Below are 25,991 nucleotides of genomic sequence, written 5' to 3' on the forward strand. Positions count from 1 at the left end.
CGTTACGCACCGGCGACATCGACGTCAACACCGTGGCGCAGCACCCGGACCGGGCGCAGGTCCGCGTCGGTGACCAGCACGTCGGCGCGGGCGCCGGGCTCGAGACAGCCCACCTCACCCGCCAGCCCCAGCACGCGGGCGGGCACGGCGGTCGCGGACCGCACGGCGTCCGGCAGGGGCACGCCCCCCGCCACGGCGCAGCGCACGACGTCGACGAGATGGGCGGTGCCCCCGGCGATCGGACCTTCCGCACCGGGGTCGGCCGCGTCGGCGATGCGCGCGACGCCGTCGAGCACCACCACCGACATGGGTCCCAGGTCGTAGTGGCCGTCGGCCACGCCCGCCGCGGCCATCGCGTCGGTCACCAGGGCCACCTGGTCGGCCCCCACCATGTCGAACACCGAGCGGACGGTCGCCGCGTCGAGGTGCACCCCGTCGCCGATGAGCTCGACGACCATGTCGCCACGCGCCGCCGCGGCCAGGCACGCCGCGATGGGGCCGGGCGTCCGGTGGTGCAGCGGGCGCATGCCGTTGAAGAGATGGGTGGCCGTCATGGGCCCGCGCGGTGCGCCCTGGGCGGCCAGGGCCCGGGTGACCTGCGTGATCAGGGCCTCTGCCTGTTCGGTGCTGCCATCGGTGTGGCCGAGCGAGGGCAGCGCTCCGGCGTCGAGCAGCGCCTGCGCGGCACCCCCGGGACCCGCGACGCCCGGCACCTCGGGAGCCACCGTCATGGTGCGCAGAGAGCCGCGGGCTGCCGCGGCCAGGTCCTTGACCAGCTCGGCACTGCCTTCCTGCAGGTCAGCCGGGTTGTGCGCACCCCTGCGGCGGTACGAGAGGAACGGTCCCTCCACGTGCAGGCCCTCGATCTCGCCGACCACGGCGAGCTCGGCCAGCACGGCGGCACGCTCGAGCAGCACGTCCGGCTGGGCCGTCACGAGCGACGCGAGCATGGTGGTGGTGCCGTGGCGGCGGTGCTCCAGCACGCCGGCGAGCGCGGCGGCGGACGACGTCACGTCCGGGAACGAGACGCCGCCTCCACCGTGGTTGTGCAGGTCCACGAGACCGGGCAGGACGTACGTCTCCGGAGCGGGCGGGACGAGCCCGACGAGTGGGCCGTGGCCGGCCGCGACGGCGTCGGGCAGCGAACCAGCGAAGGTGACGCGACCACCGGAGGTGACGACGACGCCGTCGTCCACCACCCGGGCCGGCTGGACCAGGCGGCCACGCACCACGAGAGCACCGGAATCAGTCATGCGGACATCCTGCCAGGGTCGCGCCCCGGTCCGGTCGTCACGGGTCTCACGCGGTCGGGAGGCCGCCGGGCGCACGCCACGACGACGCTGAGTCGGCCGTCACGCCGCGCAGCCGCTTCGACCGGCATTGACAGCCGTTGCCGTGCCTGACAACGATGAGACCCCATCATCGAAGCGCTTCGCCAGAACGGCCCAGGCATTCACCGCACGTCAAGGAAGATGTGAATGATGCCCACCGGGCAGGAGAGCTCGGCCGCTAGCCGCGGTCGCCTGCCGTCGTCGCTTCGCCCCGTCTCCCCCGCCGACCTCCGTGCCCGCCGACCTCCCGTACCCGCCGACCCGAGGACTATCCATGACGGTTCCCTTCGCACCCGCCCGCCTGCTCTTCGGCGGCGACTACAACCCCGAGCAGTGGCCGCGCGAGGTCTGCGCCGAGGACATGGCGCTCATGCGCCGGGCCGGCGTGAACACGGTGACGATCGGGGTGTTCTCCTGGGCCGCCATCGAGGCCCGCGAGGGAGAGTTCGACGCCGGGTGGCTGGACGACGTCGTCGCGCTGCTCGACGCCCACGAGATCGGGTTCTTCCTCGCCACGCCCACCGCGTCCCCGCCGCCGTGGTTCACGAGGGCGCACCCCGACGCGATGCCGGTGCGGCCCGACGGGACCCGGCTGTCCCACGGCTCGCGGGACACGTACGCGATCAGCGCGCCCGCCTACCGGCACGCCGCCCGGCGCGTCGCGCGGTTCCTCGCCGAGCGGTACGGCGCCCACCAGCGCCTGCGCGGCTGGCACGTGCACAACGAGTACGGCACCGTCGACCACGGTCCGCACGCGGCAGCGGCCTTCCGGCGCTGGCTGCGTCAGCGGCACGGCTCGCTCGCGGCCCTGAACGAGGCCTGGAACACGGCCTTCTGGTCCCAGCGGTACGACGACTGGGACGAGATCCTGCCGCCGCGCGCGACCCAGTACCTGCACAACCCCGCGCACGTGGTGGACTTCAAGCGGTTCTGCTCCGACGAGATGCTCGCCGCCTTCACCGAGCAGCGCGACGAGCTCCGCGCGGCCGGGTCGGCGGCGCCCGTCACCACCAACTTCATGCTGCCCACCTGGAACCACCTCGACCAGTGGGGCTGGAGCGAGCACCTGGACCTGGTCTCCGTGGACCACTATCTCGACACCCCGGGGCCGGACGGCGAGGCCCACGTCGCGTACGGCGCGGACCTGACCAGGTCCTGGGGCGGTGGCCCGTGGCTGCTCATGGAGCAGAGCGCCTCGGGTATCCGGGACGGTGCGCGACAGGCCTTCAAGGACCCCGACCGGATGATCCGCAACTCTCTCGGCTATGTCGCCAGGGGATCGCAGGGCGCGCTGTTCTTCCAGTGGCGTGCCTCGGCCGGCGGCTCCGAGACCTGGCACAGCGCCATGGTGCCGCACGCCGGCCCGGAGAGCCGCACGTTCGAGGGCGTCGTCGAGCTCGGAGCGCTCCTCGGCCGCCTCCAGGAGGTCGCGGCACCGCCCGAGGACGGACCGGTCGTCGACGCCGACGTCGCGATTCTCTGGGACGCGGAGGGCTGGTGGTCGCTCGAGACGCCGCACCTGCCGAACGACGACCTCGACTACGCGGCCGAGGCCCGGGCGACCCACCGCGCCCTGTGGCGCGCCGGCGTCGCCGTCGACTTCGTGCGTTCCGGAGCCGACGTCGGACGCTACCGGGCGCTGTTCGTGCCGACCCTCATGGCCCTGGGCTCCGCCACCGTCACGTGGCTGACCCGGTACGTCGAGGCGGGCGGACAGCTCGTCGTCGGCCGGTTCACGGGGGTCGCGGACGAGCACCAGCGGGTGGTTCCCGGCGGCTACCCCGGGCGCCTGCGCGACCTCCTGGGCGTGCGCGTCACGGAGCACCGCCCGCTCGCGCCGGACGAGGACCAGAGGCTCAGCGACGGCTCCGTCGTCCACCAGTGGACCGAGCGGATCGAGGCGCGGGGGGCGGAGGTGCTGGCCACCTACGCCGAAGGGGCCCTCGCGGGCTCGCCGGCAGTCACCCGGCACCGCGTCGGGGACCGCGACGGCACGGCCACGTACGTGTCGACGCGGCTGGTCCAGGAGTCGTGGGACGCGTTCGTCGCGGAGCTGCTGGAGTCGCACGGCGTGCGCCCGGTCGTCGCCGGGGCGGTCGGCACGGGCCTGGAGGCCGTTCGACGGCGGGGCGCCACGGCCACGTACCTCTTCCTGCTGCACCACGGCGAGCGGCCGGTCCAGGTGGCCGGCCCCGGCCACGACCTCGTCACGGACGCGGCGACGGACCGGGGGATCGTGGTGGCCCCGGGGGGCTACGCGGTGATCCGTGAGACCCCGAACGCCGCCTGGTCACTGACCGAGCTGTAGGGTCAGAAGAGACGGGTCGTCGGGTCGTCCGCGCCGCGCATGGTGTCGTAGTCCAGCAGGAGGGTGCCGATACCGCGGTCATGGGCCAGCACACGCGCCTGCGGCTTGATCTCCTGGGCGGCGTACACGCCGCGGACCGGGGCCAGCATCGGGTCCCGGTTCAGCAGGTCCAGGTATCGCGTGAGCTGTTCGACGCCGTCGATGTCGCCGCGGCGCTTGATCTCCACGGCCACCGTGGCACCGGAGGCGTCCCGCGCCAGGATGTCCACGGGCCCGATAGCGGTGGGGTACTCGCGACGGACCAGCGTGTGCCCGTCGCCCAGCAGGGCGATCTGCTCGGCGAGCAGCTCCTGCAGGTGCGCCTCCACGCCGTCCTTCACGAGACCCGGGTCGATGCCCAGGTCGTGCGCGGAGTCGTGGTGCACCGTGAACAGCTCCACCTCGAGCCGGTCGTCCGACTTGGCGTGCTGGACGGTCCACACCTCCGTGACGCCGCGCTCGGCAGCCTCCTCGGAGGGCTCACGCACCGCGAGGGTGCACGGGGGGCTCATCCAGTTCAGCGGCTTGTACGAGCCGCCGTCGGAGTGAATCAGCACGCTTCCGTCAGCCTTGACCACGAGCAGCCGGGTGGCCGGCGGGAGCATCGCGGTCAGGCGGCCCGTGTAGAGGGCGGAGCAGTCGGCCACGACCAGCCGCATCAGAGAACCAGATCCTGTCGTCCGGGAGGGGCGGCCTCGAGCCAGGAGGCGAGGCCGAAGTAGTCGCCGGCAGCGAGATCGAGCTCGAAGTCGAGCCCGTCGTACCGGCACTGGACGAGGTAGTGGTCACCCTGACCACCCTCGTCCGGGTCCAGCGGGGTGCGGCCGGTCACGGCCAGCCGCTCCCGGTACCACGTGCGGGCCGGACGGGGCGACAGCGACCAGCACCGCCACCACTCGATCCGGCCCACCGCGTACTGGGCGATGCCCGGCGTCCAGGAACCCTCTGGGTTTCCGGTCGGCCGGGCACTGCAGTCGAACGAACCCACTCTGCGAGAGAGCGTCCGCAGCCGGGAGATACCGGCTGCGAGCACGAGCGCGAGCGCACCGACCACCGCTATCGCGATCCAGATGACGCCCGGCACTCGCGCTCTCCCTCAGACCAGGGAGATCTCGTCGACCACCAGGGTGACGAGGTTGTTGTCCACGGACACGAAACCACCGGTGACCTGCGCCTCCACGGCGGGGCCGGAGGCGGTATCCACCTTGATCGCGCCCGCGCGAAGCACAGCCAGCAGCGGCGTGTGGTTCGCCAGGATGCCGATCTGGCCGTCCGCGGACGGCGCGCTCACCTGGGTCGCCGTACCGCTCCAGACCTTACGGTCCCGGGACACGAGGTCCACACTCAGCTCTGCCACGAGAGCTCCTTCCGATGTAGCGGACGCGGTGCCGCCCCTTCCGGACCGCCCTGACCTTCCGGGCTGCCCGTCGGGGCGGCATCACGCACGGGGGACGTACGAAGCCTCAGGCCCCGTACTCCTTCTGGATCCGTGCCCAGTTCTCCTCGAGCATCTCAAGGCCACCGATGTTGTAGAAGGCCTGCTCGGCGATGTGGTCGAACTCACCGTCAGCGATCTTCTTGAATGCCTCGATGGTCTCAGCAAGCGGGACCGTCGAGCCCTCCACATCCGTGAACTTCTTGGCCATGTACGTGTTCTGGGAGAGGAACTGCTCGATGCGACGCGCACGCGCGACGACCGTCTTGTCCTCTTCCGAGAGCTCGTCCACACCGAGGATAGCGATGATGTCCTGCAGCTCCTTGTTGCGCTGCAGGATCGACTTCACGCGGGTCGCCACGTCGTAGTGCTCCTGGCCCACGTAGCGCGGGTCGAGGATGCGGGACGTCGAGGCCAGCGGGTCGATCGCCGGGTAGAGACCCTTCGACGCGATCTCGCGGGAGAGCTCGGTCGTGGCGTCCAGGTGGGCGAACGTCGTCGCCGGTGCCGGGTCGGTGTAGTCGTCAGCAGGCACGTAGATGGCCTGCAGCGACGTGATGGAGTGACCACGCGTCGAGGTGATGCGCTCCTGGAGGAGGCCCATCTCGTCGGCCAGGTTCGGCTGGTAGCCCACGGCGGACGGCATACGGCCGAGCAGCGTGGAGACCTCGGAACCGGCCTGCGTGAAGCGGAAGATGTTGTCGATGAAGAGCAGCACGTCCTGCTTCTTCACGTCGCGGAAGTACTCCGCCATCGTCAGCGCCGACAGGGCGACCCGCAGGCGCGTGCCCGGCGGCTCGTCCATCTGGCCGAAGACGAGCGCGGTCTTGTCGAAGACGCCCGCCTCGTCCATCTCGTCGATGAGGTCGTTGCCCTCACGGGTGCGCTCGCCGACACCGGCGAACACCGACACACCACCGTGGTCCTGGGCCACACGCTGGATCATCTCCTGGATGAGGACCGTCTTGCCGACGCCCGCACCACCGAAGAGACCGATCTTGCCACCCTGCACGTACGGGGTCAGCAGGTCGATGGACTTGATGCCCGTCTCGAACATCTGGGTCTTGGACTCGAGCTGGTCGAAGGCCGGCGCCTTGCGGTGGATCGGCCAGCGCTCGGTGACCTCGAACTTCTCGCCCTCGGCGAGGTTCAGGACGTCACCCGTGACGTTGAAGACCTTGCCCTTGGTGATGTCACCGACGGGCACGCTGATCGGCTCGCCCGTGTCGGTCACCACGGCACCACGGACCAGGCCGTCGGTCGGCTTCAGTGCGATGGCACGCACGAGGGAGTCACCCAGGTGCTGCTCGACCTCGAGCGTCAGCGTGAACTTGTTCTCGCTCTCGCCCTTGCCGGACAGGTCGATCTCGACGGTGAGCGCGTTGTAGATCTCGGGGATCGCGTCATCGGGGAACTCGATGTCCACGACGGGGCCGATCACCCGAGCGACCCGGCCGGTGCCGGGGCCGCTCGTGTGCTCGACCGTGGATTCCACGGTGGTGGCGGTCATACTTGCCTCGCTTCGGTGGGCCGGAGGGTCCTCCGGCGGGGAGTCTTTCGGTCTGTTCAGGACGCCAGGGCGTCGGCCCCGGAGACGATCTCGCTGATCTCCTGGGTGATGTCCGCCTGACGTGCCTGGTTGGCCAGTCGCGTGTAGGTGCGGATCAGGTCCTCGGCGTTGTCGGTCGCCGTGTGCATGGCGCGCTGGCGGGCTGCCAGCTCCGACGCGGCGGCGTCGAGCAGCATCGCGTAGATGCGCTGCTGCACGTAGCGCGGGAGCAGCTCGTCCAGCACGGCCTCGGGCGACGGCTCGAAGTCGTAGAGCGGCAGCGCCTCGTGCTCGTCGGCCTCGGACACGCCCTCGACCACCTCGAGCGGCAGCATGCGCACCACGCGGGCGCGCTGCGTCACCATGTTGACGAACAGCGTGGAGACCACGTGCATCTCGCTGACACCGCCGTCGGGCTCCTCCGCGAGGAACACCTCGAGCAGCGTCTCGGCGATGTCCTGCGCCGCCTCGGGCGTCGGCTTCTCCGAACCGTACGACCAGCTCTTGGTGATCTCCCGCCCGCGGAACGTGTAGTACGCGATCGCGCGGCGGCCGGCCACGTAGAGCACGACCTCCTTGCCCTCGGCGGTCAGCTGCCCGATGAGCTTCTCGGCCTCGCGGACGATCGCCATCGGGTAGGAACCCGCCATGCCCGCGTCGGAGGAGACGACGAGCACCGCTGCGCGGTTGCCGCCCTCCTCCTGCGTGAGCGGGTGGTCCACGTCCGTGTGCGACGCGACAGCCGACACCGCACGGGTGATCGCCTGCGCGTACGGAGCCGCCGCCGCTGCCGCCGCACGAGCCTTGCCGATACGGGACGCGGCGATCAGCTCACGCGCGCGGAAGATCTTCTTCAGCGACTGCGTCGACTTGATCCGCGCCTTGTAGACGCGCTGAGCTCCACCGGCCACGGGTCAGGCCTTCTTCTTGACGACGATCTGCGCCTGCTCGACGTCGACAGGACCCTCGTCGGCCGCGCCACCGACGAGCGGCGTGCCGTCACCCTTCTGGAAGCCCGCCCGGAAGTCGTCCACGGCGGCGCTCAGCGCCTCCTCCGTGTCGGACTCCAGCTTGCCGGACTTGAGGATCGTCTCCAGGACGTCCGTCTTGCGGCGCAGGTGGTCCAGCAGCTCGGTCTCGAACCGCTTGACGTCCTCGACCGCTACGTCGTCGAGCTTGCCCTTCGTACCGGCCCACACCGCCGCGACCTGGTCCTCGACCGCGTACGGCGAGTACTGGGGCTGCTTGAGCAGCTCCGTCAGGACGGCGCCGCGCTGCAGCTGTGCGCGGGACGCGGCGTCGAGGTCGGACGCGAACATCGCGAACGCCTCGAGCGAGCGGAACTGCGCCAGCTCCAGCTTGAGCGTGCCGGAGACCTTCTTCATGGCCTTGATCTGCGCGTCACCGCCGACTCGGGAGACCGAGATACCGACGTCCACCGCGGGACGCTGGTCGGCGTTGAACAGGTCGGACTGCAGGAAGATCTGGCCGTCCGTGATCGAGATGACGTTCGTCGGGATGTACGCCGAGACGTCGTTCGCCTTGGTCTCGATGATCGGCAGACCGGTCATCGAGCCGGCACCCAGCTCGTCCGAGAGCTTCGCACAACGCTCGAGCAGACGGGAGTGCAGGTAGAACACGTCACCCGGGTAGGCCTCGCGGCCCGGCGGGCGGCGCAGCAGCAGCGACACGGCGCGATAGGCCTCGGCCTGCTTCGACAGGTCGTCGAAGATGATCAGGACGTGCTTGCCCTGGTACATCCAGTGCTGGCCGATGGCCGAGCCGGTGTACGGCGCGAGGTACTTGAAGCCTGCCGGGTCGGACGCCGGAGCCGCGACGATCGTCGTGTACTCGAGAGCGCCGGCCTCCTCGAGCGCGCCACGCACGGAGGCGATGGTCGAGCCCTTCTGGCCGATCGCGACGTAGATGCAGCGCACCTGCTGCGTCGGGTCACCGGTCTCCCAGTTCGCCTTCTGGTTGATGATCGTGTCGACCGCGATCGCCGTCTTGCCGGTCTGGCGGTCGCCGATGATCAGCTGACGCTGGCCACGGCCGATCGGGATCATCGAGTCGATCGCCTTGATGCCGGTCTGCAGCGGCTCGTGGACCGACTTGCGCTGCATGACGCCGGGCGCCTGCAGCTCGAGGGCACGGGTGCCCTCCGTGTCGATCGCGCCGAGGCCGTCGATGGGGGTGCCCAGCGGGTCGACCACGCGGCCGAGGTAGCCCTCGCCCACGGGGACCGAGAGCACGTCACCGGTACGACGGACCTCCTGGCCCTCCTCGATGCCGGTGAACTCGCCCAGGACGACCACACCGATCTCGCGGACGTCCAGGTTCTGCGCGAGTCCGAGCGTGCCGTCCTCGAAGCGCAGCAGCTCGTTGGCCATCACGCCGGGAAGACCCTCGACGCGGGCGATGCCGTCCGCTGCGTACGCGACGCGGCCCACCTCCTCGGCGACCGCTTCCTGGGGCTCGTAGGCCTTCACGAAGCTGTCCAGTGCGGCCCGGACCTCGTCCGGCCGGATCGTCAGCTCAGCCATTGCTCTTCTCCTGTCGTGGCCGCGAGAGCCGCGGCGGAAGGTTCTTGTTCACGTGTTCAGCCGGCCAGCCGACGCGATGCGTCCGCAAGGCGCGACAGGACGGTGGAGTCGACGACGTCCGCGCCGACCTGGATGCGCATGCCCCCGACGATTGCCGGGTCCACGGTGACGTTCAGCTGCACAGGCTTCCCGTACGAACGCTCGAGCAGCGCACCGAGGCGCTGCTCCTGCTCGCGCGTGAGCACTGTCGCGCTCGTCACTGCGGCGACAAGACGCTTGCGACGCTCTGCAGCGACGTCGCCGAACCACCCGATCGTCTGCACGAAGCGACGGCCCCGCAGTGCGGACGTCGCCCGCTGCGCCAGACGCTGCGTCACCACGTCTACCTTGCCGCCCACCAGCGAGTCCACGAGCGCCACACGGCGCTCGGGAGCCGTCGAGGCGTCCGAGAGAACCTGCTTGGCCTCGCGCTGACCGTCGAGCCCTCGGCTGACCCGGAAGAGCTCGTCCTCCACGGTCTCGAGCGACCCGCGCGCCTCGGCGGACGCCAGGACGGCGTCCACACCGAGACGCTCGACGGCGTCGGCCAGGTCCGCGTCGCTCGCCCAGCGGGACCGGACCAGGCCGGAGACCAGGTCGACCACACGCTCGTCGAAACCGCTCAGCAGGTCGGCCACCAGGCCGGCCTTGGCCTCACCCTCGCGCGAGGGGTCGGCGAGCGAGCGGCGCAGCGCAGCTGAGTCGTCCAGCGCCGACACCAGGGTGAGCAGCTGCTCACCCAGGGCCAGAGCGTCCGTACCTGCGGCGCGCAGCACCGGCTCGAAGCGCTCCTGCGCCGCCGTCAGCGATGCCCCGCTCGATCCCCGCATCACGCCTCCTTGTTGCTTGCCACGGCCTGGCTTGCCTCGAGCTCGTCGAGGAAGCGGTCAACCACGCGCGACTGCCGAGCCGAGTCCTCGAGGGACTCGCCCACGATCTTCGACGCCAGGTCGGTCGCGAGCGCGCCGACCTCTGTGCGCAGGGACACCGAAGCGGCCTGACGGTCGGCCTCGATCTGGCGACGGGCGGTCTCGGTGATGCGCGCCGCCTCCTCGCTCGCCTTGACCTTGAGGTCCTTGATGATGGCGGTGCCCTCGGCACGCGCCTCCTCACGGACCTGAGCGGCGTCCGCACGCGCCTCGGCGAGCAGCTGCTGCTGCTGAGCCAGCGCCTCGTCAGCCTGCTTCTGCGCCTCCTCGGCCTTCGCGATGCCACCCTCGATGAGGCTGGCGCGCTCGTCCAGGACGGCGTTCATGCGGGGCAGGACCAGCTTGTAGAACACCGCCGCGATGATCGCCATGACCACCGCCGACCAGAAGATGTCGTATCCGGCGGGCAGGAACAGCTCGATACCCTGCGGCTCTTCTGCTGGCGCCGCTGCTCGGGCGGCGCTCGAGTGCGCCACCATCACTGGAACAGGAAGCCGGCGACGAGCCCGAGCAGTGCGAGCACCTCCACGAACGCGACACCGAGGAACATGGTGGCGCGGAGCTGGCCGGCGACCTCGGGCTGGCGAGCCATGCCCTCGATCGTCTTGCCGATGAGGATACCGAGGCCGATACCCGGGCCGAGCGTGGCAAGGCCGTACCCGAGCGTGTTCACGTTGCCGCTGACCTCGGCGAGAGTGATGACGTCCACTTGCGTCTTCCTTCCGTTGGGCGCCGGACCGGTCGGTTCGGCGTCGCATGGTGTGCGGAGGCGCTGGTGCGCCCGTCGCGGGTTTTCCAGGTGAAGCTATGCAGCGCCGCCAGGAGAAGGGAGCAGTCTCAGTGCTCCTCCTCCAGCGACATGTTGATGTAGGCCGCGGCCAGCAGGGCGAAGATGTACGCCTGCAGGAAGGCGACCAGAACCTCGAACAGGGTCATGAAGATGCCGGCCGGGAGCGTGAGCGCTCCGAAGATCATCAGCCCGGTGCCTGCCGAGTCCACGACGAAGAACTGCGTAGCAGCGAAGCAGAGCACGAGGATGATGTGGCCGGCGACCATGTTGGCCACCAGTCGGACCATCAGCGAGCCCGGCCGGATGATGAGGAGCTGCAGCAGCTCGATCGGCGTCAGGATGAAGTAGATCGGCCACGGTACCCCGGGCGGGAAGAGGTTCGCCCTGAGATAACCGCCCAGCCCGTGCTTCCGGATGCCGACCGCCCAGTAGGTGACGAACACCCAGAGCGCGAGGACGAGCGGCAGCCCGATTCGCGAGGTACCGGCGAGGTTCAGGCCCGGGATCACACCCGTGAGGTTAAACGCCAGGATGCTCAGGAAGATGGTGGTGAGCATGGGCACGAAGCGACGAGAGCGCTCCTTGCCCATGATCTCCTCACCGATCTGGACCCGGACGAAGCTCAGCAGGAACTCGACGCCTGCCTGGAACCGACCCGGTACCACCTTCGCCCGGCGGGCGGCGATCACGAAGATCGACAGCAGCACCAGGGTGGCGATGATTCGGATGATCCAGAGGCGGTCGATCTGGAAGATCGTGCCCTCGAAGAGGATGGCCGACGGGAAGAAGTCGGAGATCGACGGCGTGTGGAAGCCGCCCTCACCCTCGTGGCCTTCGGTGGCGGCGAGGATTACGGACGTCGCATGCGTGGACAGGAGGACTCCCAGGTGGTCATTAGGCCCTGCGCGCGTTCTCCGCAAGTGGCGGAACGGGCGCGCCATCGGGCCTGGCCGTCATGGATTCGGCGTAAGCCTAACCTATATCCCACGTGGTTTTGGCCGTGGAACCGCATAACACAGCCCCTTGTGACGTAATGCGCAACCTGGCGCGCGTACCGCACCAGGACACCGGGACGGGTCAGGCCTCTGCGTCGGGTCGGACGTACGGGACCTGGCCGCTCTTGACCGCACGATAGTCAAGCAGCGCCGAGCCGACGGCGCCGACCAGCACCACCGCCATGAGCGTCCAGCGGTCGTAGAAGTCGAGTCCGGCCAGCGCCGCCAGCACGCCGATCAGCACGGCGATCTTGATGAGCCAGCCGCCCATCACGATCGCACCGGTGGCCGTCGGGCCCTTGCCCACCGCGAACAGCATGGACAGGACGGTGCCCCCGCAGAACAACCCTGCGAGAGCGGCGCCGACCAGGGCTCCCCACACGCCAGGCAGGCCGGCGAGCAGGTAGCCGGCGATCGAGCCCAGGACCGCCAGGCCGGCCACCAGCAGGAGGCCGTCCCGCCCGGCGACGCGCAGCACGGCACGCTCGGCGGCAAAGCTCTCGCCGGCAGGCTGCGGCGCGGTCGGGTTCTGCTCGGTCATTCGATGGTCTCCTTGGTCTTGGGCGCAGAGCTCAGGTGAGCAGCGCTCGGGCGGGCGCCCTGCGGGACGACGCGCGGCTCCGCCACACCGGCCCCGACCGCCGCGGGAACCTTCGGGGTCTGGCCGGACAGCGCGGCGACGTCGTCGTCGAGGAAGCGGCCGCGGTGGCGCAGCGGGCCCAGGGTCGCGAGCAGCGCCAGCACCACGAACACGGTGGTCCAGATCAGCACGATCTCCCAGTCCCACTGCACGAGCGCGGCGGCGCTGAAGGCGAACACGGCGGTCCACACGTACAGGATCACCACGGCGCGGCGGTGGGAGTGGCCGAGGGCCAGCATCCGGTGGTGCAGGTGCATGCGGTCGGGCGCCATGGGCGACTTGCCCGCGGCGAGCCGCCGGATCACCGCCAGCCCCATGTCGAGCAGCGGCAGCATGAGCACCGCCACCGGCAGCAGGAGGGGGATGAACGCGGGCAGAGCCTTGGCGCCGGTCATGATGCCCGGCGGGATGTTGCCGGTCACGGTGATGGCGGCACCGGCCATCACCAGGCCGATCAGCATCGATCCGGCGTCCCCCATGAAGATGTGGGCAGGGTGGAAGTTGTGCGGCAGGAACCCGACGCACACCCCCACCATCACGGCGAGCATGAGCGAGGCGAGACTGGCGTAGTTGTCCGGCGTGGACTGCTGCGTGAGCCCGTACGTGTAGAGGAAGAACGCGGTACCGCCGATGGCGACGATGCCGGCGGCGAGGCCGTCGAGGCCGTCCACGAAGTTCACCGCGTTCATCGCGATGACGATCACCAGCACCGTCACCACGAGGGACATGCGCGACGACGTGATGGTCACGCCCGCGATCGGCATGGTGATGAGCTGGACGCCCTGCAGAGCCATGAAGCCGGCGGCCAGCACCTGACCGGCAAGCTTGGTGATCCAGTCGAGGTCCCACTTGTCGTCGGCCCAGCCGAGCGCGCACACGATCGCGGCGCCGCCGACGATGCCCCAGGCCTGGGGCGCCTGGCGCGCGGAGAAGACACCCTCGAGGAACGGCATCTGGGACGCCAGCAGCACCGGCACGACGATGCCGATGAGCATCGCGAGCCCGCCGAGGCGCGGCGTGGGCACCTGGTGCACGTCACGGGCGCGCACGGCCGAGATGGCGGAGGTCTTGAGGGCTACCCAGCGGGCGAACGGCGTGGTCAGGAACGTGACCGCGGCGGCCACGAGCATCAGGAGCAGGTACACCCTCACTCGTCGTCCTCCGCGGCGCCGGCCGAGGGCTCGCTCGGGTCGTCCTCACGCGACATCGCGGGTCCTTCGACGTCGGCGATCTCGCGCAGCGCCTCGAGCGGCACCGCGCCCTCACGGACGACGCGCAGCACGGGGCCGGTCCCGTCGACGATCGTCGACGCGACACCGCCGGGCGCCTCGCCGCCGTCGAGGTAGACGGCCACCGCCTCGCCGAGCTGGCGTCGCGCGTCGGCCACGTCCAGCGCCGCCGGGCTGCCCGACCTGTTCGCACTGGAGACGGCCAGCGGGCCCGTCCGCTTGAGCAGCGCGAGCGCCGCGGGGTGGTCCGGCATCCGCAGGGCGACGGTGCCGCCCGTGTCGCCGAGGTCCCACTGCAGCGACGGCTGCGCGCGCAGGATGATGGTGAAGCCGCCGGGCCAGAAGGCCTCGACGAGCTTGCGGGCGTCGTCGGGGACGTCGATGGCCAGGCCGTCGAGCGTCGCCACCTCCCCCACCAGGACCGGCGGCGGCATCTGCCGGCCGCGGCCCTTGGCCGCGAGAAGGGCGGCTACCGCCGCCTCGTCGAACGCGTCAGCACCGATGCCGTACACGGTGTCGGTGGGCAGGACCACGACGCCGCCACGGGAGATCGCATTCACTGCCTCGTCGATCGCGGGGCCCCAGGTCTGCGGGTCGGTGGCGTCGAGCACGGGATGCACAGGCACACTCACGCGGAACAGTCTTTCACGATCCGGGGACCAGCAGATGCCCTCCGGCGCGCGACCACCATGCGGGAGCGCCCCGTGAGGTCCGCACGGGTCTCGGGCTCCCCGAACGCGGGGTGCCCGTCGGCGTCGAGGGCCGCCGCGACCATCGCGCGCGCGGCCTCCGCCTGGACCTCCGCGTGCTCCATCACGTACAGCCCGCCGGGCCGCAGCAGCCGCGCCGCGGCGGCGGTGATGCCACGCGGCACCTCCAGCCCGTCGGCCCCCAGCCCGTACAGCGCGACGGCGGGATCGTGCTCGGCGACCTCCGGGTCGACCGGCACCGCGTCGGACGGCACGTACGGCGGGTTCGACACCACGACGTCGGCCTGCCCGTCGATGCCGTACAGCGCGGTGCGGGCGTCACCCTTGACGAGCCGCACCACCCGCTCGGGCGTCCCGTCCGCGACGGCGGCGCTCACGGCGTCGACGTTGCGCTCCGCCCAGGCGTGCGCGTCCTTGTCCAGCTCGACGGCGTGCACCCGGGCACCGGGCACCTCCGTGGCCACGGCCAGAGCGATCGCTCCCGTCCCCGTGCACAGGTCGACGACGACCGCCGCGCGCTCGCCGGCGATCTTGGCGGCCTCGTCGATGGCCACCTGGGCCACCTCCTCGGTCTCGGGCCTCGGCACGAAGACTCCCGGGCCGACAGCCAGCTCAAGATGCCGGAAGGCCGCGACCCCGGTCAGGTGCTGCAGCGGCTCGCGCGCCGCCCGCCGGCCGATCAGGCCCGTGAAGGCGCGTGCTGCGTCGTCGGGCACCTCACGGCCCAGCACGGCCAGCCGCCGTACCTCCGGACGGTCCACGCCGAGGGTGTGCGCCAGGAGCGTCTCGGCGTCCGCCTGGGGTGACGCCACCCCGGCGTCTGCCAGCTCCTCGACCGCCCACTTCAACAGCTGTGTGCTCACCGCGCTCCTCCCACCACGGGACGAGCCTGCCGTTCCCCCGGCCCGGCGGGCAAGAGCGTCCGGGCACGAGCCTCAGACACCGGCCGCCGCCGCGAGCCGCTCCGCCTCGTCGGCGTCGATCGCCGACCGGACCACCGGTCCCAGGTCGCCGTCGAGCACCTGGTCGAGGTTGTAGGCCTTGTAGCCCGTGCGGTGGTCCGCGATCCGGTTCTCCGGAAAGTTGTACGTCCGGATCCGCTCGGACCGGTCGACCGTACGCACCTGCGAGCGGCGCAGCTCGGCCGACTCGGCGGCCGCCGCCTCCGCCTGTGCCGCCAGGAGGCGGGCCCTGAGCACCCGCATGGCCTGCTCGCGGTTCTGCAGCTGCGACTTCTCGTTCTGCATCGACACGACGATGCCGGTGGGCAGGTGCGTGATCCGCACGGCGGAGTCCGTGGTGTTCACGGACTGCCCGCCAGGGCCGGACGAGCGGTAGACGTCGATGCGCAGGTCGTTCTGGTCGATCTCGAGCTCGCCCGGGTCGTCGACCTCCGGGAACACCAGCACGCCCGCCGCCGACGTGTGGATGCGCCCCTGGGACTCCGTGACGGGGACGCGCTGCACGCGGTGCACACCGCCCTCGTACTTCAGGCTGTGCCAGACGCCGTCCTCCGGGCCCTGGACGTTCTTCGCCTTGATGGCGACCTGGACGTCCTTGTAGCCGCCCAGGTCGGACGCCGTGGCCTCCAGGAGCTGTGTGGACCAGCCCTGCTGCTCGGCGAACCTCAGGTACATGCGCAGCAGGTCGCCGGCGAACAGCGCGGACTCCTCGCCGCCCTCGCCCGCCTTGATCTCGAGGATGACGTCGCGGCCGTCGTCGGGGTCGCGCGGCACCAGCACGCGCCGCAGCTTCTCCTCGGCCGCAGCCTCGGCGGCCCGGAGGGCGGGCAGCTCCTCGGCGAACGACGCGTCGTCGGCGGCCAGCTCGGCGGCGGCCTCCGCGTCGTCGCGGGCCTGCTCCCAGGCGCGGTACGCGCCGACGACCTGGTTGAGCTCCGCGTACCGCCGTCCCAGCGTGCGGGCGCGGCCGGGATCGGCGTGCACGGCGGGGTCCGCCAGCGCGGACTCGATCTCGGCGTGCTCGCTGAGCAGCGGCCCGACCCCGACAAAGGACTCGCTCAAGCTCTCTCCTCGGTACGCCAGCCGTTGAGTGCTGGGGAAGCTGTGGGGAAACGACAGCGCCGGTGGCCCGGGTCCCGACTGCCCCTGGAGAGGTTGTCGGACCGGACCACCGGCGCTGCGAAGTCGCTACTTGTCGGCGGCCTTCTTGCCGTAGCGCGCCTGGAACCGGGCCACGCGGCCACCGGTGTCCATGATCTTCTGCTTGCCCGTGTAGAACGGGTGGCAGGCGCTGCACACGTCGGCGGCGATCTTGCCGGACGTCTCGGTGCTGCGCGTGGTGAACGTGTTACCGCAGGTGCAGGTGACCTCGGTGACGACGTACTCGGGGTGGATACCAGCCCTCATGTTGCTCCTTGGTGTGATGCCGCTGGGTCGCCCTGCAGAATCGCAGTGACGTGAACCAGCGAGCCAGCCAGTCATTCTGCCACTCCCTCGCCCGTGCGGGCGAGGGAGAGTGGTGTGACGTGGGCCCGACCGAATCAGACGGTCCCTGTTGCCGTCTGAGTCTGCGGTTCCGCTCAGACGGTCTCGCCCACGTTCTCGTCCTCCGTCAGACCACCCGGCGTCGTCTTCTGCACGTGCAGCAGGAACTCGACGTTCGTCTTGGTCTTCTTGAGCTGTCCGAGCAGCAGCTCGGCGGCCTGCGTCTGGTCGAGCGCGCCCATGACCCGGCGCAACTTGTAGACGATGGCCAGCTCGTCCTTCGACATGAGGATCTCCTCACGACGGGTGCTCGAGCCGTTGACGTCGATCGCCGGGAAGATGCGCTTCTCGGCCAGGGACCGCGAGAGCCGCAGCTCCATGTTGCCGGTGCCCTTGAACTCCTCGAAGATCACCTCGTCCATCTTCGACCCGGTCTCGACCAGGGCGGTGGCCAGGATGGTCAGCGAGCCGCCGTCCTCGATGTTGCGCGCGGCGCCGAAGAACTTCTTGGGCGGGTAGAGCGCCGCAGCGTCCACACCACCGGACAGGATGCGGCCCGAGGCCGGAGCCGCCAGGTTGTAGGCGCGCGACAGGCGGGTGATGCCGTCGAGCAGCACCACGACGTCCTGTCCGAGCTCCACGAGGCGCTTGGCCCGCTCGATGGCGAGCTCCGCGACCAGCGTGTGGTCCGACGCGTGCCGGTCGAACGTCGAGGAGATGACCTCGCCCTTGACCGAACGTTCGAAGTCGGTGACCTCTTCCGGGCGCTCGTCGACCAGCACGACCATGAGGTGGACCTCAGGGTTGTTGAGCGAGATCGCGTTGGCGATCTGCTGCATCATCAGCGTCTTGCCCGCCTTGGGCGGGGCGACGATGAGTCCGCGCTGGCCCTTGCCGATCGGCGCGACGATGTCGATCACGCGCGGCGTGAGCTTGGTGGCCTCGGGGTTCTCTAGGCGCAGCCGCTCCTGCGGGTACAGCGGCGTCAGCCGGTTGAACTCGGGACGCTCCCGCGCCTCCTCCGGCGTCATGCCGTTCACCGAGTCCAGGCGCACCAGGGCGTTGAACTTGTTGACACGGGCGTTCTTGCCCGCGGGCTGCTGCGGGGGCTCCTCGCCCTCGCGCGGCTGACGCACGGCGCCGACGACGGCGTCGCCGCGGCGCAGGCCGGCCTTCTTGACCTGGTTCAGCGACACGTACACGTCGTTGTTACCGGGCAGGTAGCCCGACGTCCGCACGAACGCGTAGTTGTCGAGAATGTCCAGGATGCCGGCGACGGGCAGCAGCACGTCGTCCTCGCGCACCTCGACGTTGTCGAGACCCGCTACGTCCGGACCCTGACGGCCGCGGCCGCGCTTGCGGTCCCTGCCCCGGTCCCGTCCGCGGCGGCGACGCGAGTTACGGTCCTCGTCGGACTCGTTGCGGTCGGCGGTGCGGTCGTTGTTCCGCTCGGCCGTGCGGGGGTTGCCCCGCTCCGCCGTACGGTCGTTGGCGCTGCCGTTGCCGCGCTCGCCCGCGCGCTCGTTGCCACGGGCGTTCTGCCGCCCGCCGGCGGACTGGGCGTTGCGGCCTTTGTCGTCCCCTGCGGTGGTCCCCTCGGGGGCGCCCTGGCCACGACCGGAGCGACGTCCGCCGCCCTGCTCGCGCGGAGCCGCGACGGCCTCGGCCAGCTGGGCAAGACGAGCGGCCTTCTCGGCCTCCGCGGTCGCGTCGGCGCGCACACCCGAGGTGGCGACCTCGGCGGCGGCGACCGGCGCCTCGGCGCGGGCAGGCTTGTCGGCCGGCGCCTCGGCGCGGGCGGGCTTGTCGGCCGGCGCCTGGCCGCGGGCGGGCCGGTCGTTCGTGGGCTTCTCTGCGGAGGCGGAGGCGGCACGGTCGGGACGCTTCGTCGCGCCGCCCGTCTTCTCGCGGATCGTGTCCACGAGGTCGCTCTTGCGCATCCTGGAGGTGCCCTTCACGCCCAGGTCTCCGGCAAGGGCCTGGAGCTCGGCGAGGCGCATGCTGCTCAGCGCTCCGGCCGTGCGGCCGGCTGCTGACTGAGCGTTATCGGTGGTGTCTGTCACGAAGGACCCTTCCCCCTCGAACTGCGGCTGATCGCGTGATCGCGGGCCGCGGGATGGTGGGCGTCCGGCACGATGCGGCCAGTACGCGAAAAACCTCGCATCCGTTGTACGACGACGACGGCTGACGGGGGCGTTGTCTGCCTTCTCGCGAGATGCGGTGGCCGTTGGTCACGGCCTGCAACGGGCACGGCTGAGCGGCTGAGGCTCTGTGATTGAACGACTCTGCCGGATCAGGCGGTGAGAACCGAAGTTGAATCCGAGTTCCAGCCACCATGGCTCAGGACGTGCTATCCGAAGGTTCACTGCATACTACCACCCCGTACTGCTGGCGATCCTGGTACGACATGAGGCCCGTTTGCACCTGACGAACCGGACGATAGCGCACCTGGGTTGCCAGAAATCCTTCGCGCGCGTGCGCCGGTCAGATCGATCCCCGGAGTGATCCGTCGCCAGCCCGCCGTCTCGTCCACGAGGTCGGCCAGGACGGCGTCCCGCCGCGCCCTGTGCTCCGGACCGGCGAGCACCAGGACGGTCGGCCCGGCGCCCGAGACGGTGGCAGGAACACCCTCGTCCCGCAGCGCCCTCATGAGCTCGCTGGAGGCCCCGAGGACGCCCGCGCGGTACGGCTGGTGCAGGCGGTCCTCCGTGGCGTCGAACAGCAGCTCCGGACGCCGCGCCAGAGCCTCCACCAGAAGGGCCGCCCGGCCCGCCGTGAACGCCGCGTCACCATGCGACACCCGATCCGGCAGCGCGGCCCGCGCCCGGGACGTGGCCAGGCGCGCGTCGGGCACCAGCACCGTGGCCTCGATCGTCGGGTCGACGTCGAGGCCGACGGCGCGGGGCCCGCCGTCGGTGGTCCACGCGACCGTGGCTCCGCCCTGGATGGCGGGCGCCGCGTTGTCGGGGTGCCCCTCGAACTCGGTGGCGAGGGCCAGCACCGTCGCCGCGTCGACGGCCCCCGGGTCGGCCAGGAGGGCGCGCGCGGCGACGATCCCGGCCACCACGGCCGCCGACGACGAGCCGAGCCCACGGCCGTGCGGGATCACGTTGTGGCACGTCATGTGGATGCCGGTGGGGACGGCACCGACCAGGTCCATGGTGCGCCGCAGCGCGCGTACCACCAGGTGGTCCTCCCCGAGGGGCACGTTCCCAGCACCCTCGCCGTCGACCTCCACCACCACCTCGGAGCTCGCGACGAGGCGTACCTCGACCTCGTCGTACAGGGCGAGGGCGAGGCCGAGCGAGTCGAACCCCGGGCCGAGGTTCGCGCTCGTCGCGGGCACCCGGACCCGCACGTGGTCGGCGCCGAGCTGCATCAGAGTGACAGGGCGTCGGCGATCGAGACGACGTCGGCGGACACCCGGACGGGTTCCACGTCGCCACCGTCGGGCGTGCGCAGCGCCCAGCTCGGGTCCTTGAGCCCGTGGCCGGTCACCGTGATGGTGATCCGGGCTCCCGCGGGCACCAGGCCGCGCTCGTGACGCGCCAGGAGACCGGCGACGCCGGCCGCGGAGGCGGGCTCCACGAACACGCCGACCTCGGCGGAGAGGATGCGGTGCGCGGCGAGGATCTGCTCGTCCGTCACCGCCTCGATGACGCCGCCCGACGTGTCCCTCGCCTCCTCGGCGAGCTGCCACGAGGCGGGGTTGCCGATGCGGATGGCGGTGGCGATGGTGTCCGGCTCGTCGACCGGGTGGCCCTTGACGATCGGGGCGGCACCGGCCGCCTGGAAGCCCCACATCGCCGGGGTCCGGCTCGCGACACCAGCGTCCGCGTACTCCCGGAAACCCTTCCAGTACGCCGTGATGTTGCCGGCGTTGCCGACGGGCAGCAGGTGGAGGTCAGGGGCGTCGCCCAGCGCGTCCACGATCTCGAAGGCGGCGGTCTTCTGCCCCTCGATGCGGTCAGGGTTCACCGAGTTCACGAGCTCGACCGGGTGCGTGTCCGCGAGCTTGCGGGCCGCCACGAGGCAGTCGTCGAAGTTGCCGTCCACCTGGAGCAGGCGCGCGCCGTGGGCGACGGCCTGGCTCAGCTTGCCCATGGCGATCTTGCCGTCCGGCACGAGCACGGCGCAGATCATGCCGGCGCGCGTGGCATAGGCAGCGGCGGAGGCCGACGTGTTGCCGGTCGAGGCGCACACCACGGCCCGGGCACCGCGCCCGGCCGCCGCGGAGATGGCCGCTGTCATGCCGCGGTCCTTGAACGAGCCGGTCGGGTTCATGCCCTCGACCTTGACGTAGACGTCGGCCCCTGTGCGCTCGGACAGCGCCGGTGCGGGGACCAGCGGTGTCCCACCCTCGCCCAGCGTCACGATCTTGCGCTGCACATGGGCAGGCATGCGGTCGGCGTACTCGGCGATCACACCGCGCCACAGGCGCGAGGCGGCCGGGCCACCGGAGCCGGCGGAGGGGAGGTTCGGTTCAGCGGGCAGCACAGGAGGCACGGGTTCAGCCTTCGACTCTCAGGACGGACGTGATCTCGCGGACGGGTTCGAGGTCGCGGACCGCCGCGATGGTGGCGGCCAGCGACGCCTCGCGGGCGGCGTGGGTGGTCAGGAGCAGCTCGGCGGTGCCCTCGGAGGGTCCGGTCTGGCGCATCGTGTCGATCGACACGCCGTGATCGCCCACGACGCCCGCGACCTGCGCGAGGACTCCGGGGAGGTCCGCGACGAGCAGGCGGACCTGGTAACGGGTGACCGCGGCGTCCGCGGGCAGCAGGGGCCGGGCCGCGTAGGTGGACTCCTGCGGGCCCTTGCCGCCGAGCACGCGGTGGCGCGCCGCCGAGACGACGTCGCCCACCACCGCCGAGGCGGTCGGCCGACCGCCCGCGCCCTGGCCGTAGAACATGAGGGGGCCTGCCGCGTCGGCCTCGACGAAGATCGCGTTGAACGCGCCCTTGACGCCCGCCAGCGGGTGCTCCAGCGGCACCAGCGCCGGGTGCACGCGCACGGACACTCCCTCGCCGGTCTGCTCGGCGATCGCCAGCAGCTTCACGGCGTGGCCCGTGCGGGCCGCCCACGAGACGTCGTCGGCGGTGATGCCGGTGATGCCCTCGCGGGCCACGTCGTCGGCCGAGACGCGGGTGTGGAAGGCGAGGCTGGCGAGGATCGCGGCCTTCGCCGCGGCGTCGTACCCCTCGACGTCGGCGGTGGGGTCTGCCTCGGCGAAGCCGAGCTCCTGCGCCTGCGCGACGGCGTCGGAGAGCTCGAGCCCGTTCGTCGCCATCTGGTCCAGCACGTAGTTCGTGGTGCCGTTGACGATGCCGAGGACCCGGCGCACGTGGTCGCCCGCCAGGGACTCCCGCACGGGGCGCACGATCGGGATGGCACCGGCCACCGCCGCCTCGTAGTAGATGTCGACGCCCGCGGAGTCCGCCGCCTTGTAGAGCGTGGGGCCGTCGGCGGCGAGGAGCGCCTTGTTCGCCGTGACCACGGCGGCTCCGCTCTCGATGGCCCGCAGCAGCAGGGCACGCGCCGGCTCGAGGCCACCCATCACCTCGATGACGATGTCCGCGCCGTCCACGAGCGACTCGACGTCCTCGGTCAGGAGGTCGCGCGGTATCACCGCGTCGCGAGGCCGGGCCGCATCGCGGACCGCGATGCCGGCGAGCTCCAGCGGGGCGCCGACCCGAGCGGCCAGGTCCGCACCCTGGTCGAGCAGCATCCGAGCCACCTCGGTGCCCACGACGCCACAGCCGAGCAGAGCAACCCGCAGCCCGCGGGCGGGCTCAGGAACGTGGACAGGCACAGCGATCCTGCTTTCGTCTTGGGGAAACGGTCCGGTCCGGTGCAGGTCCACACGGGGAGTTCCGGACGTCTGCGATCAGGGTAACCGCCTCATCTGACACGCGAGACCCGTGTCTCACCACGGAACCGCCGAGGTAGTCGTCTGGCGAGGTAGTCATCCAGCGAGCGCTAGGTGACTACCTCGCCAGACGACTACCTCGGCGGGTGGAGTGCGACGGGCGGTGCCGGGTCAGGCCTCGTTGACCCCGTGGCAGACCTTGTACTTCTTGCCCGAGCCGCACGGGCACTGCGCGTTGCGCGGCGTCCCGGGGAACGTGCGGCCGTCGCTCGTGGCGGCGGTCGCCTCGCCGTGCAGGGCCGCCCGGCGGCGGGCGCCGTCCGACGACTGCATGAACGCGGAGCCCGAGCCGTCCTCGCTCGGTGCCGAGTACGTCAGCGGCTGCTGCCGGTTCGGGGCGTCGAGGCCCTTCGCGAGCAGGATCGGCTCCGTCGCAGCACCCGCGGCACGGCGCTGCCGCGGCGCGGGCGGCTGGCCCTGCCCCTGGGCGGCGGGCTGCACCGTGGGGATCTGGGTCGTCGGCGGGGCGTCCGGCTGTCCGGTGCCCAGACGCCCGCGCGGCGGAACCTGTCCGACGGCGGGCAGGTCCGAGCCGCCGTCGCCGGCCTGCTCCGCGCCCGGCTGCTGCACCGTGACCTCGAGGTTGAACAGGAACCCGACCGACTCCTCCTTGATGGCGTCGGTCATGGCCTGGAACAGCTGGAAACCCTCGCGCTGGTACTCGACCAGCGGGTCGCGCTGCGCCATGGCGCGCAGCCCGATGCCCTCCTTGAGGTAGTCCATCTCGTAGAGGTGCTCCCGCCACTTGCGGTCCAGCACCGAGAGCACCACGCGGCGCTCGAGCTGGCGCATGGCCGGAGACGTCAGCTCGTCCTCGCGCGCCTGGTAGGCCACCCGCGCGTCCGACAGGATCTCCTCCAGCAGCATCTCGGCCGTGAGCCGGTCGGCGCCGCCTGCCTCCTCCGCGACCTCCGCCGGGGTCAGCGACACGGGGTACACGGCCTTGAGCGCCGTCCACAGCGCGTCCAGGTCCCACTGCTCCGAGGTGCCCTCGGCCGTGGCGTTGGTCACGTAGTCGGTGATGGTGTCCGTGAGGAAGTGCTGGATCTGCTCGTGCATGTCTTCGCCCTCGAGCACCCGCAGGCGCTCGGCGTAGATGACGGTGCGCTGCCGGGAGAGCACGTCGTCGTACTTCAGCACGTTCTTGCGGATCTCGAAGTTGCGCGACTCCACCTGGCCCTGCGCCGACATGATGCCGCGCGTGACCATCTTGGACTCGAGCGGCATGTCGTCGGGGAAGCCGGCGCGGTTCATCATCGACTCGGCGAGCCCGGAGTTGAACAGACGCATCAGGTCGTCCTGCATCGACAGGTAGAACCGGGACTCGCCCGGGTCGCCCTGACGGCCGGAGCGGCCACGCAGCTGGTTGTCGATACGACGGGACTCGTGGCGCTCGGTGCCGAGCACGTAGAGGCCACCGGCCTCCTTCACCTCGTCGTGCTCCGTCGCGACGCGATCCTTCGCCTTCTCCAGCGCCTGCGGCCAGGCCGCCTCGTACTCGTCGGGCGTCTCGACCGGGTCGAGGCCCCGCTCCGCGAGCTCGGCGACCGCGAGGTACTCGGCGTTGCCGCCGAGCATGATGTCGGTACCACGGCCGGCCATGTTCGTGGCGACGGTGACGGCGCCCTTGCGGCCCGCCATCGCGACGACCGCGGCCTCCCGCTCGTGCTCCTTCGCGTTGAGCACGTTGTGCGGCACGCCGGCCTTCTTGAGCTTGGCGCTCAGGAGCTCCGACTTCTCGACGCTGGTGGTACCCACGAGCACCGGCTGGCCGTAGGCGTGCCGCTCGACGATGTCCGCGACCACGGCGTTGAACTTGCCGTCCTCGTTCTTGTAGACGAGGTCGGGCTGGTCGATCCGCTGCGGCTCCTTGTTCGTCGGGATCGGGACCACGCCGAGCTTGTACGTGCTCTGGAACTCGGCGGCCTCGGTCTCGGCCGTACCGGTCATGCCGGCGAGCTTGCCGTACTGCCGGAAGTAGTTCTGGAGGGTGATCGTGGCGAGCGTCTGGTTCTCCGCCTTGATCTCCACCCCCTCCTTGGCCTCGATCGCCTGGTGCATGCCCTCGTTGTAGCGGCGGCCGGCGAGGATACGGCCGGTGTGCTCGTCGACGATCATGACCTCGCCGTTCAGCACGACGTAGTCCTTGTCGCGCTTGAACAGCTCCTTCGCCTTGATCGCGTTGTTGAGGAACCCGATCAGGGGCGTGTTCAGCGACTCGTAGAGGTTGTCGATGCCGAGGTAGTCCTCGATCTTCGCGATACCGGGCTCGAGCACGCCCACGGTGCGCTTCTTCTCGTCGACCTCGTAGTCGACGGTCGGCGCCAGCCTGCGCACCACCTTGGCGAACTCGTTGTACCAGCGGTTCGCGTCACCGGCCGCGGGGCCGGAGATGATCAGCGGGGTCCGGGCCTCGTCGATGAGGATCGAGTCGACCTCGTCGACGATCGCGAAGTTGTGCCCACGCTGCACCAGGTCGTCGGTGGACCAGGCCATGTTGTCGCGCAGGTAGTCGAAGCCGAACTCGTTGTTCGTGCCGTACGTGATGTCGGCCGCGTACATCTCCCGGCGCTGTGCCGGGGTCTGGCCGGAGAGGATCACACCGGTGGTCATACCCATGAACCGGAAGACGCGGCCCATCAGGTCACCCTGGTACTTGGCCAGGTAGTCGTTGGTGGTGATCACGTGCACGCCGTCGCCCGTGAGCCCGTTGAGGTACGCCGCGGTCGTCGCCACGAGCGTCTTGCCCTCACCGGTGCGCATCTCCGCGATGTTGCCGAGGTGCAGCGCCGCACCACCCATGATCTGGACGTCGAAGTGCCGCTGGCCGAGCGTGCGGTGAGCCGCCTCGCGGATCGCCGCGAACGCCTCCGGCATGAGCTCGTCCAGGGTGGCGCCGTGCTCCAGCCGTTCCCGGAAACGTGCGGTCTCCTCACGCAGCTCGGTGTCGCTCAGCTCGACGAAGCTGGGCTCCAAGCGGTTGACCTGCTCAGCCACGGAATGCAGCTTCTTCAGGACACGTCCCTCGCCTATGCGTAGGACCTTGTCGAGGATGGACACGCGGGTTCTCCCAGGTCGTCG

The 25,991-nt window shown here is 70.8% G+C and carries 23 protein-coding genes; 1 reads left to right on the top strand and 22 read right to left on the bottom strand.

Annotation, left to right across the window (positions count from 1 at the left end; all coding sequences use genetic code 11):
• Positions 1-2: 2 nt before the first annotated feature.
• Positions 3-1,253, bottom strand: a complete 1,251-nt coding sequence (locus tag ACYVK7_RS01935) for an N-acetylglucosamine-6-phosphate deacetylase (protein ID WP_460885993.1) — start codon at positions 1,251-1,253, stop codon at positions 3-5.
• 352 nt (positions 1,254-1,605) lie between these two features.
• Here ACYVK7_RS01935 and ACYVK7_RS01940 point away from each other — a divergent pair, with 352 nt between their 5' ends.
• Positions 1,606-3,639 (top strand): beta-galactosidase, encoded by a 2,034-nt coding sequence (locus ACYVK7_RS01940; RefSeq protein ID WP_460885994.1) that lies wholly within the window; start codon positions 1,606-1,608, stop codon positions 3,637-3,639.
• A gap of 2 nt (positions 3,640-3,641) precedes the next feature.
• Here the strand turns inward: ACYVK7_RS01940 and nucS are convergent, their stop codons facing one another.
• The 21 genes from nucS to secA all read right to left on the bottom strand — a co-directional run bounded on the left by nucS (position 3,642) and on the right by secA (position 25,970).
• Entirely contained in the window at positions 3,642-4,337 is a 696-nt protein-coding gene (gene nucS / locus ACYVK7_RS01945; RefSeq protein WP_460885995.1) for an endonuclease NucS, read from the bottom strand.
• Entirely contained in the window at positions 4,337-4,762 is a 426-nt protein-coding gene (locus ACYVK7_RS01950; RefSeq protein ID WP_460885996.1) for a DUF2550 domain-containing protein, read from the bottom strand. Before ACYVK7_RS01950 ends, nucS begins: the two co-directional genes overlap by 1 nt.
• A gap of 12 nt (positions 4,763-4,774) precedes the next feature.
• On the bottom strand, positions 4,775-5,035 hold the full coding sequence (locus ACYVK7_RS01955; protein WP_460885997.1) for a F0F1 ATP synthase subunit epsilon: 261 nt from the start codon (positions 5,033-5,035) through the stop codon (positions 4,775-4,777).
• A gap of 106 nt (positions 5,036-5,141) precedes the next feature.
• Positions 5,142-6,623 (bottom strand): F0F1 ATP synthase subunit beta, encoded by a 1,482-nt coding sequence (gene atpD / locus ACYVK7_RS01960; RefSeq protein ID WP_460885998.1) that lies wholly within the window; start codon positions 6,621-6,623, stop codon positions 5,142-5,144.
• A 56-nt stretch (positions 6,624-6,679) separates the two neighbouring features.
• Positions 6,680-7,573, bottom strand: coding sequence for a F0F1 ATP synthase subunit gamma (locus ACYVK7_RS01965; RefSeq protein ID WP_460885999.1), 894 nt, complete (start codon positions 7,571-7,573; stop codon positions 6,680-6,682).
• 3 nt (positions 7,574-7,576) lie between these two features.
• Positions 7,577-9,205 carry a F0F1 ATP synthase subunit alpha gene (gene atpA / locus ACYVK7_RS01970; RefSeq protein ID WP_460886000.1) on the bottom strand — a complete coding sequence of 543 codons (1,629 nt, stop codon included), beginning with the start codon at positions 9,203-9,205 and terminating at the stop codon, positions 7,577-7,579.
• A gap of 56 nt (positions 9,206-9,261) precedes the next feature.
• A complete protein-coding gene (locus ACYVK7_RS01975; protein ID WP_275005404.1) occupies positions 9,262-10,074 on the bottom strand; it encodes a F0F1 ATP synthase subunit delta in 813 nt (270 codons plus the stop codon).
• Positions 10,074-10,652 (bottom strand): F0F1 ATP synthase subunit B, encoded by a 579-nt coding sequence (locus ACYVK7_RS01980; RefSeq protein ID WP_275005403.1) that lies wholly within the window; start codon positions 10,650-10,652, stop codon positions 10,074-10,076. Before ACYVK7_RS01980 ends, ACYVK7_RS01975 begins: the two co-directional genes overlap by 1 nt.
• Entirely contained in the window at positions 10,652-10,882 is a 231-nt protein-coding gene (locus ACYVK7_RS01985; RefSeq protein ID WP_275005402.1) for an ATP synthase F0 subunit C, read from the bottom strand. Before ACYVK7_RS01985 ends, ACYVK7_RS01980 begins: the two co-directional genes overlap by 1 nt.
• Positions 10,883-11,010: 128 nt before the next feature.
• Positions 11,011-11,883: a F0F1 ATP synthase subunit A gene (gene atpB, locus ACYVK7_RS01990; RefSeq protein ID WP_275005400.1), complete on the bottom strand. Its 873-nt coding sequence runs from the start codon at positions 11,881-11,883 to the stop codon at positions 11,011-11,013.
• Between the two features lie 157 nt (positions 11,884-12,040).
• A complete protein-coding gene (locus ACYVK7_RS01995) occupies positions 12,041-12,499 on the bottom strand; it encodes a hypothetical protein (protein WP_275005399.1) in 459 nt (152 codons plus the stop codon).
• On the bottom strand, positions 12,496-13,749 hold the full coding sequence (locus tag ACYVK7_RS02000; RefSeq protein ID WP_460886001.1) for an MraY family glycosyltransferase: 1,254 nt from the start codon (positions 13,747-13,749) through the stop codon (positions 12,496-12,498). Before ACYVK7_RS02000 ends, ACYVK7_RS01995 begins: the two co-directional genes overlap by 4 nt.
• Positions 13,746-14,459 (bottom strand): L-threonylcarbamoyladenylate synthase, encoded by a 714-nt coding sequence (locus ACYVK7_RS02005; RefSeq protein WP_460886002.1) that lies wholly within the window; start codon positions 14,457-14,459, stop codon positions 13,746-13,748. The genes ACYVK7_RS02000 and ACYVK7_RS02005 overlap by 4 nt, the downstream gene beginning before the upstream one ends.
• Positions 14,456-15,400 (bottom strand): peptide chain release factor N(5)-glutamine methyltransferase, encoded by a 945-nt coding sequence (prmC, locus tag ACYVK7_RS02010; RefSeq protein ID WP_460886003.1) that lies wholly within the window; start codon positions 15,398-15,400, stop codon positions 14,456-14,458. Before prmC ends, ACYVK7_RS02005 begins: the two co-directional genes overlap by 4 nt.
• Before the next feature lie 72 nt (positions 15,401-15,472).
• Positions 15,473-16,561, bottom strand: coding sequence for a peptide chain release factor 1 (gene prfA, locus ACYVK7_RS02015; RefSeq protein WP_460886004.1), 1,089 nt, complete (start codon positions 16,559-16,561; stop codon positions 15,473-15,475).
• Positions 16,562-16,687: 126 nt separating this feature from the next.
• Positions 16,688-16,906 carry a 50S ribosomal protein L31 gene (rpmE, locus tag ACYVK7_RS02020; RefSeq protein ID WP_377199870.1) on the bottom strand — a complete coding sequence of 73 codons (219 nt, stop codon included), beginning with the start codon at positions 16,904-16,906 and terminating at the stop codon, positions 16,688-16,690.
• Positions 16,907-17,079: 173 nt separating this feature from the next.
• Positions 17,080-19,047, bottom strand: a complete 1,968-nt coding sequence (rho, locus tag ACYVK7_RS02025; protein ID WP_460886005.1) for a transcription termination factor Rho — start codon at positions 19,045-19,047, stop codon at positions 17,080-17,082.
• 299 nt (positions 19,048-19,346) lie between these two features.
• Complete coding sequence (thrB, locus tag ACYVK7_RS02030) at positions 19,347-20,363, bottom strand: homoserine kinase (protein WP_460886006.1); 1,017 nt, start codon at positions 20,361-20,363, stop codon at positions 19,347-19,349.
• Entirely contained in the window at positions 20,363-21,421 is a 1,059-nt protein-coding gene (thrC, locus tag ACYVK7_RS02035) for a threonine synthase (protein WP_460886303.1), read from the bottom strand. Before thrC ends, thrB begins: the two co-directional genes overlap by 1 nt.
• A 73-nt stretch (positions 21,422-21,494) precedes the next feature.
• Positions 21,495-22,793, bottom strand: a complete 1,299-nt coding sequence (locus ACYVK7_RS02040) for a homoserine dehydrogenase (protein WP_460886007.1) — start codon at positions 22,791-22,793, stop codon at positions 21,495-21,497.
• A 228-nt stretch (positions 22,794-23,021) separates the two neighbouring features.
• Positions 23,022-25,970 (bottom strand): preprotein translocase subunit SecA, encoded by a 2,949-nt coding sequence (gene secA, locus ACYVK7_RS02045; RefSeq protein ID WP_460886008.1) that lies wholly within the window; start codon positions 25,968-25,970, stop codon positions 23,022-23,024.
• Positions 25,971-25,991: the final 21 nt, after the last annotated feature.

The sequence above is a fragment of the Promicromonospora xylanilytica genome (assembly GCF_054782895.1).

What these genes read in the sequence shown, in the direction of transcription:
- ACYVK7_RS01935 (WP_460885993.1), bottom strand. Translation starts at nt 1,253, where the DNA reads ATGACTGATTCCGGTGCTCTCGTGGTGCGTGGCCGCCTGGTCCAGCCG.
- ACYVK7_RS01940 (WP_460885994.1), top strand. Translation starts at nt 1,606, where the DNA reads ATGACGGTTCCCTTCGCACCCGCCCGCCTGCTCTTCGGCGGCGACTAC.
- nucS (WP_460885995.1), bottom strand. Translation starts at nt 4,337, where the DNA reads ATGCGGCTGGTCGTGGCCGACTGCTCCGCCCTCTACACGGGCCGCCTG.
- atpD (WP_460885998.1), bottom strand. Translation starts at nt 6,623, where the DNA reads ATGACCGCCACCACCGTGGAATCCACGGTCGAGCACACGAGCGGCCCC.
- atpA (WP_460886000.1), bottom strand. Translation starts at nt 9,205, where the DNA reads ATGGCTGAGCTGACGATCCGGCCGGACGAGGTCCGGGCCGCACTGGAC.
- ACYVK7_RS01975 (WP_275005404.1), bottom strand. Translation starts at nt 10,074, where the DNA reads ATGCGGGGATCGAGCGGGGCATCGCTGACGGCGGCGCAGGAGCGCTTC.
- ACYVK7_RS01980 (WP_275005403.1), bottom strand. Translation starts at nt 10,652, where the DNA reads ATGGTGGCGCACTCGAGCGCCGCCCGAGCAGCGGCGCCAGCAGAAGAG.
- ACYVK7_RS01995 (WP_275005399.1), bottom strand. Translation starts at nt 12,499, where the DNA reads ATGACCGAGCAGAACCCGACCGCGCCGCAGCCTGCCGGCGAGAGCTTT.
- rpmE (WP_377199870.1), bottom strand. Translation starts at nt 16,906, where the DNA reads ATGAGGGCTGGTATCCACCCCGAGTACGTCGTCACCGAGGTCACCTGC.
- thrB (WP_460886006.1), bottom strand. Translation starts at nt 20,363, where the DNA reads ATGCAGCTCGGCGCCGACCACGTGCGGGTCCGGGTGCCCGCGACGAGC.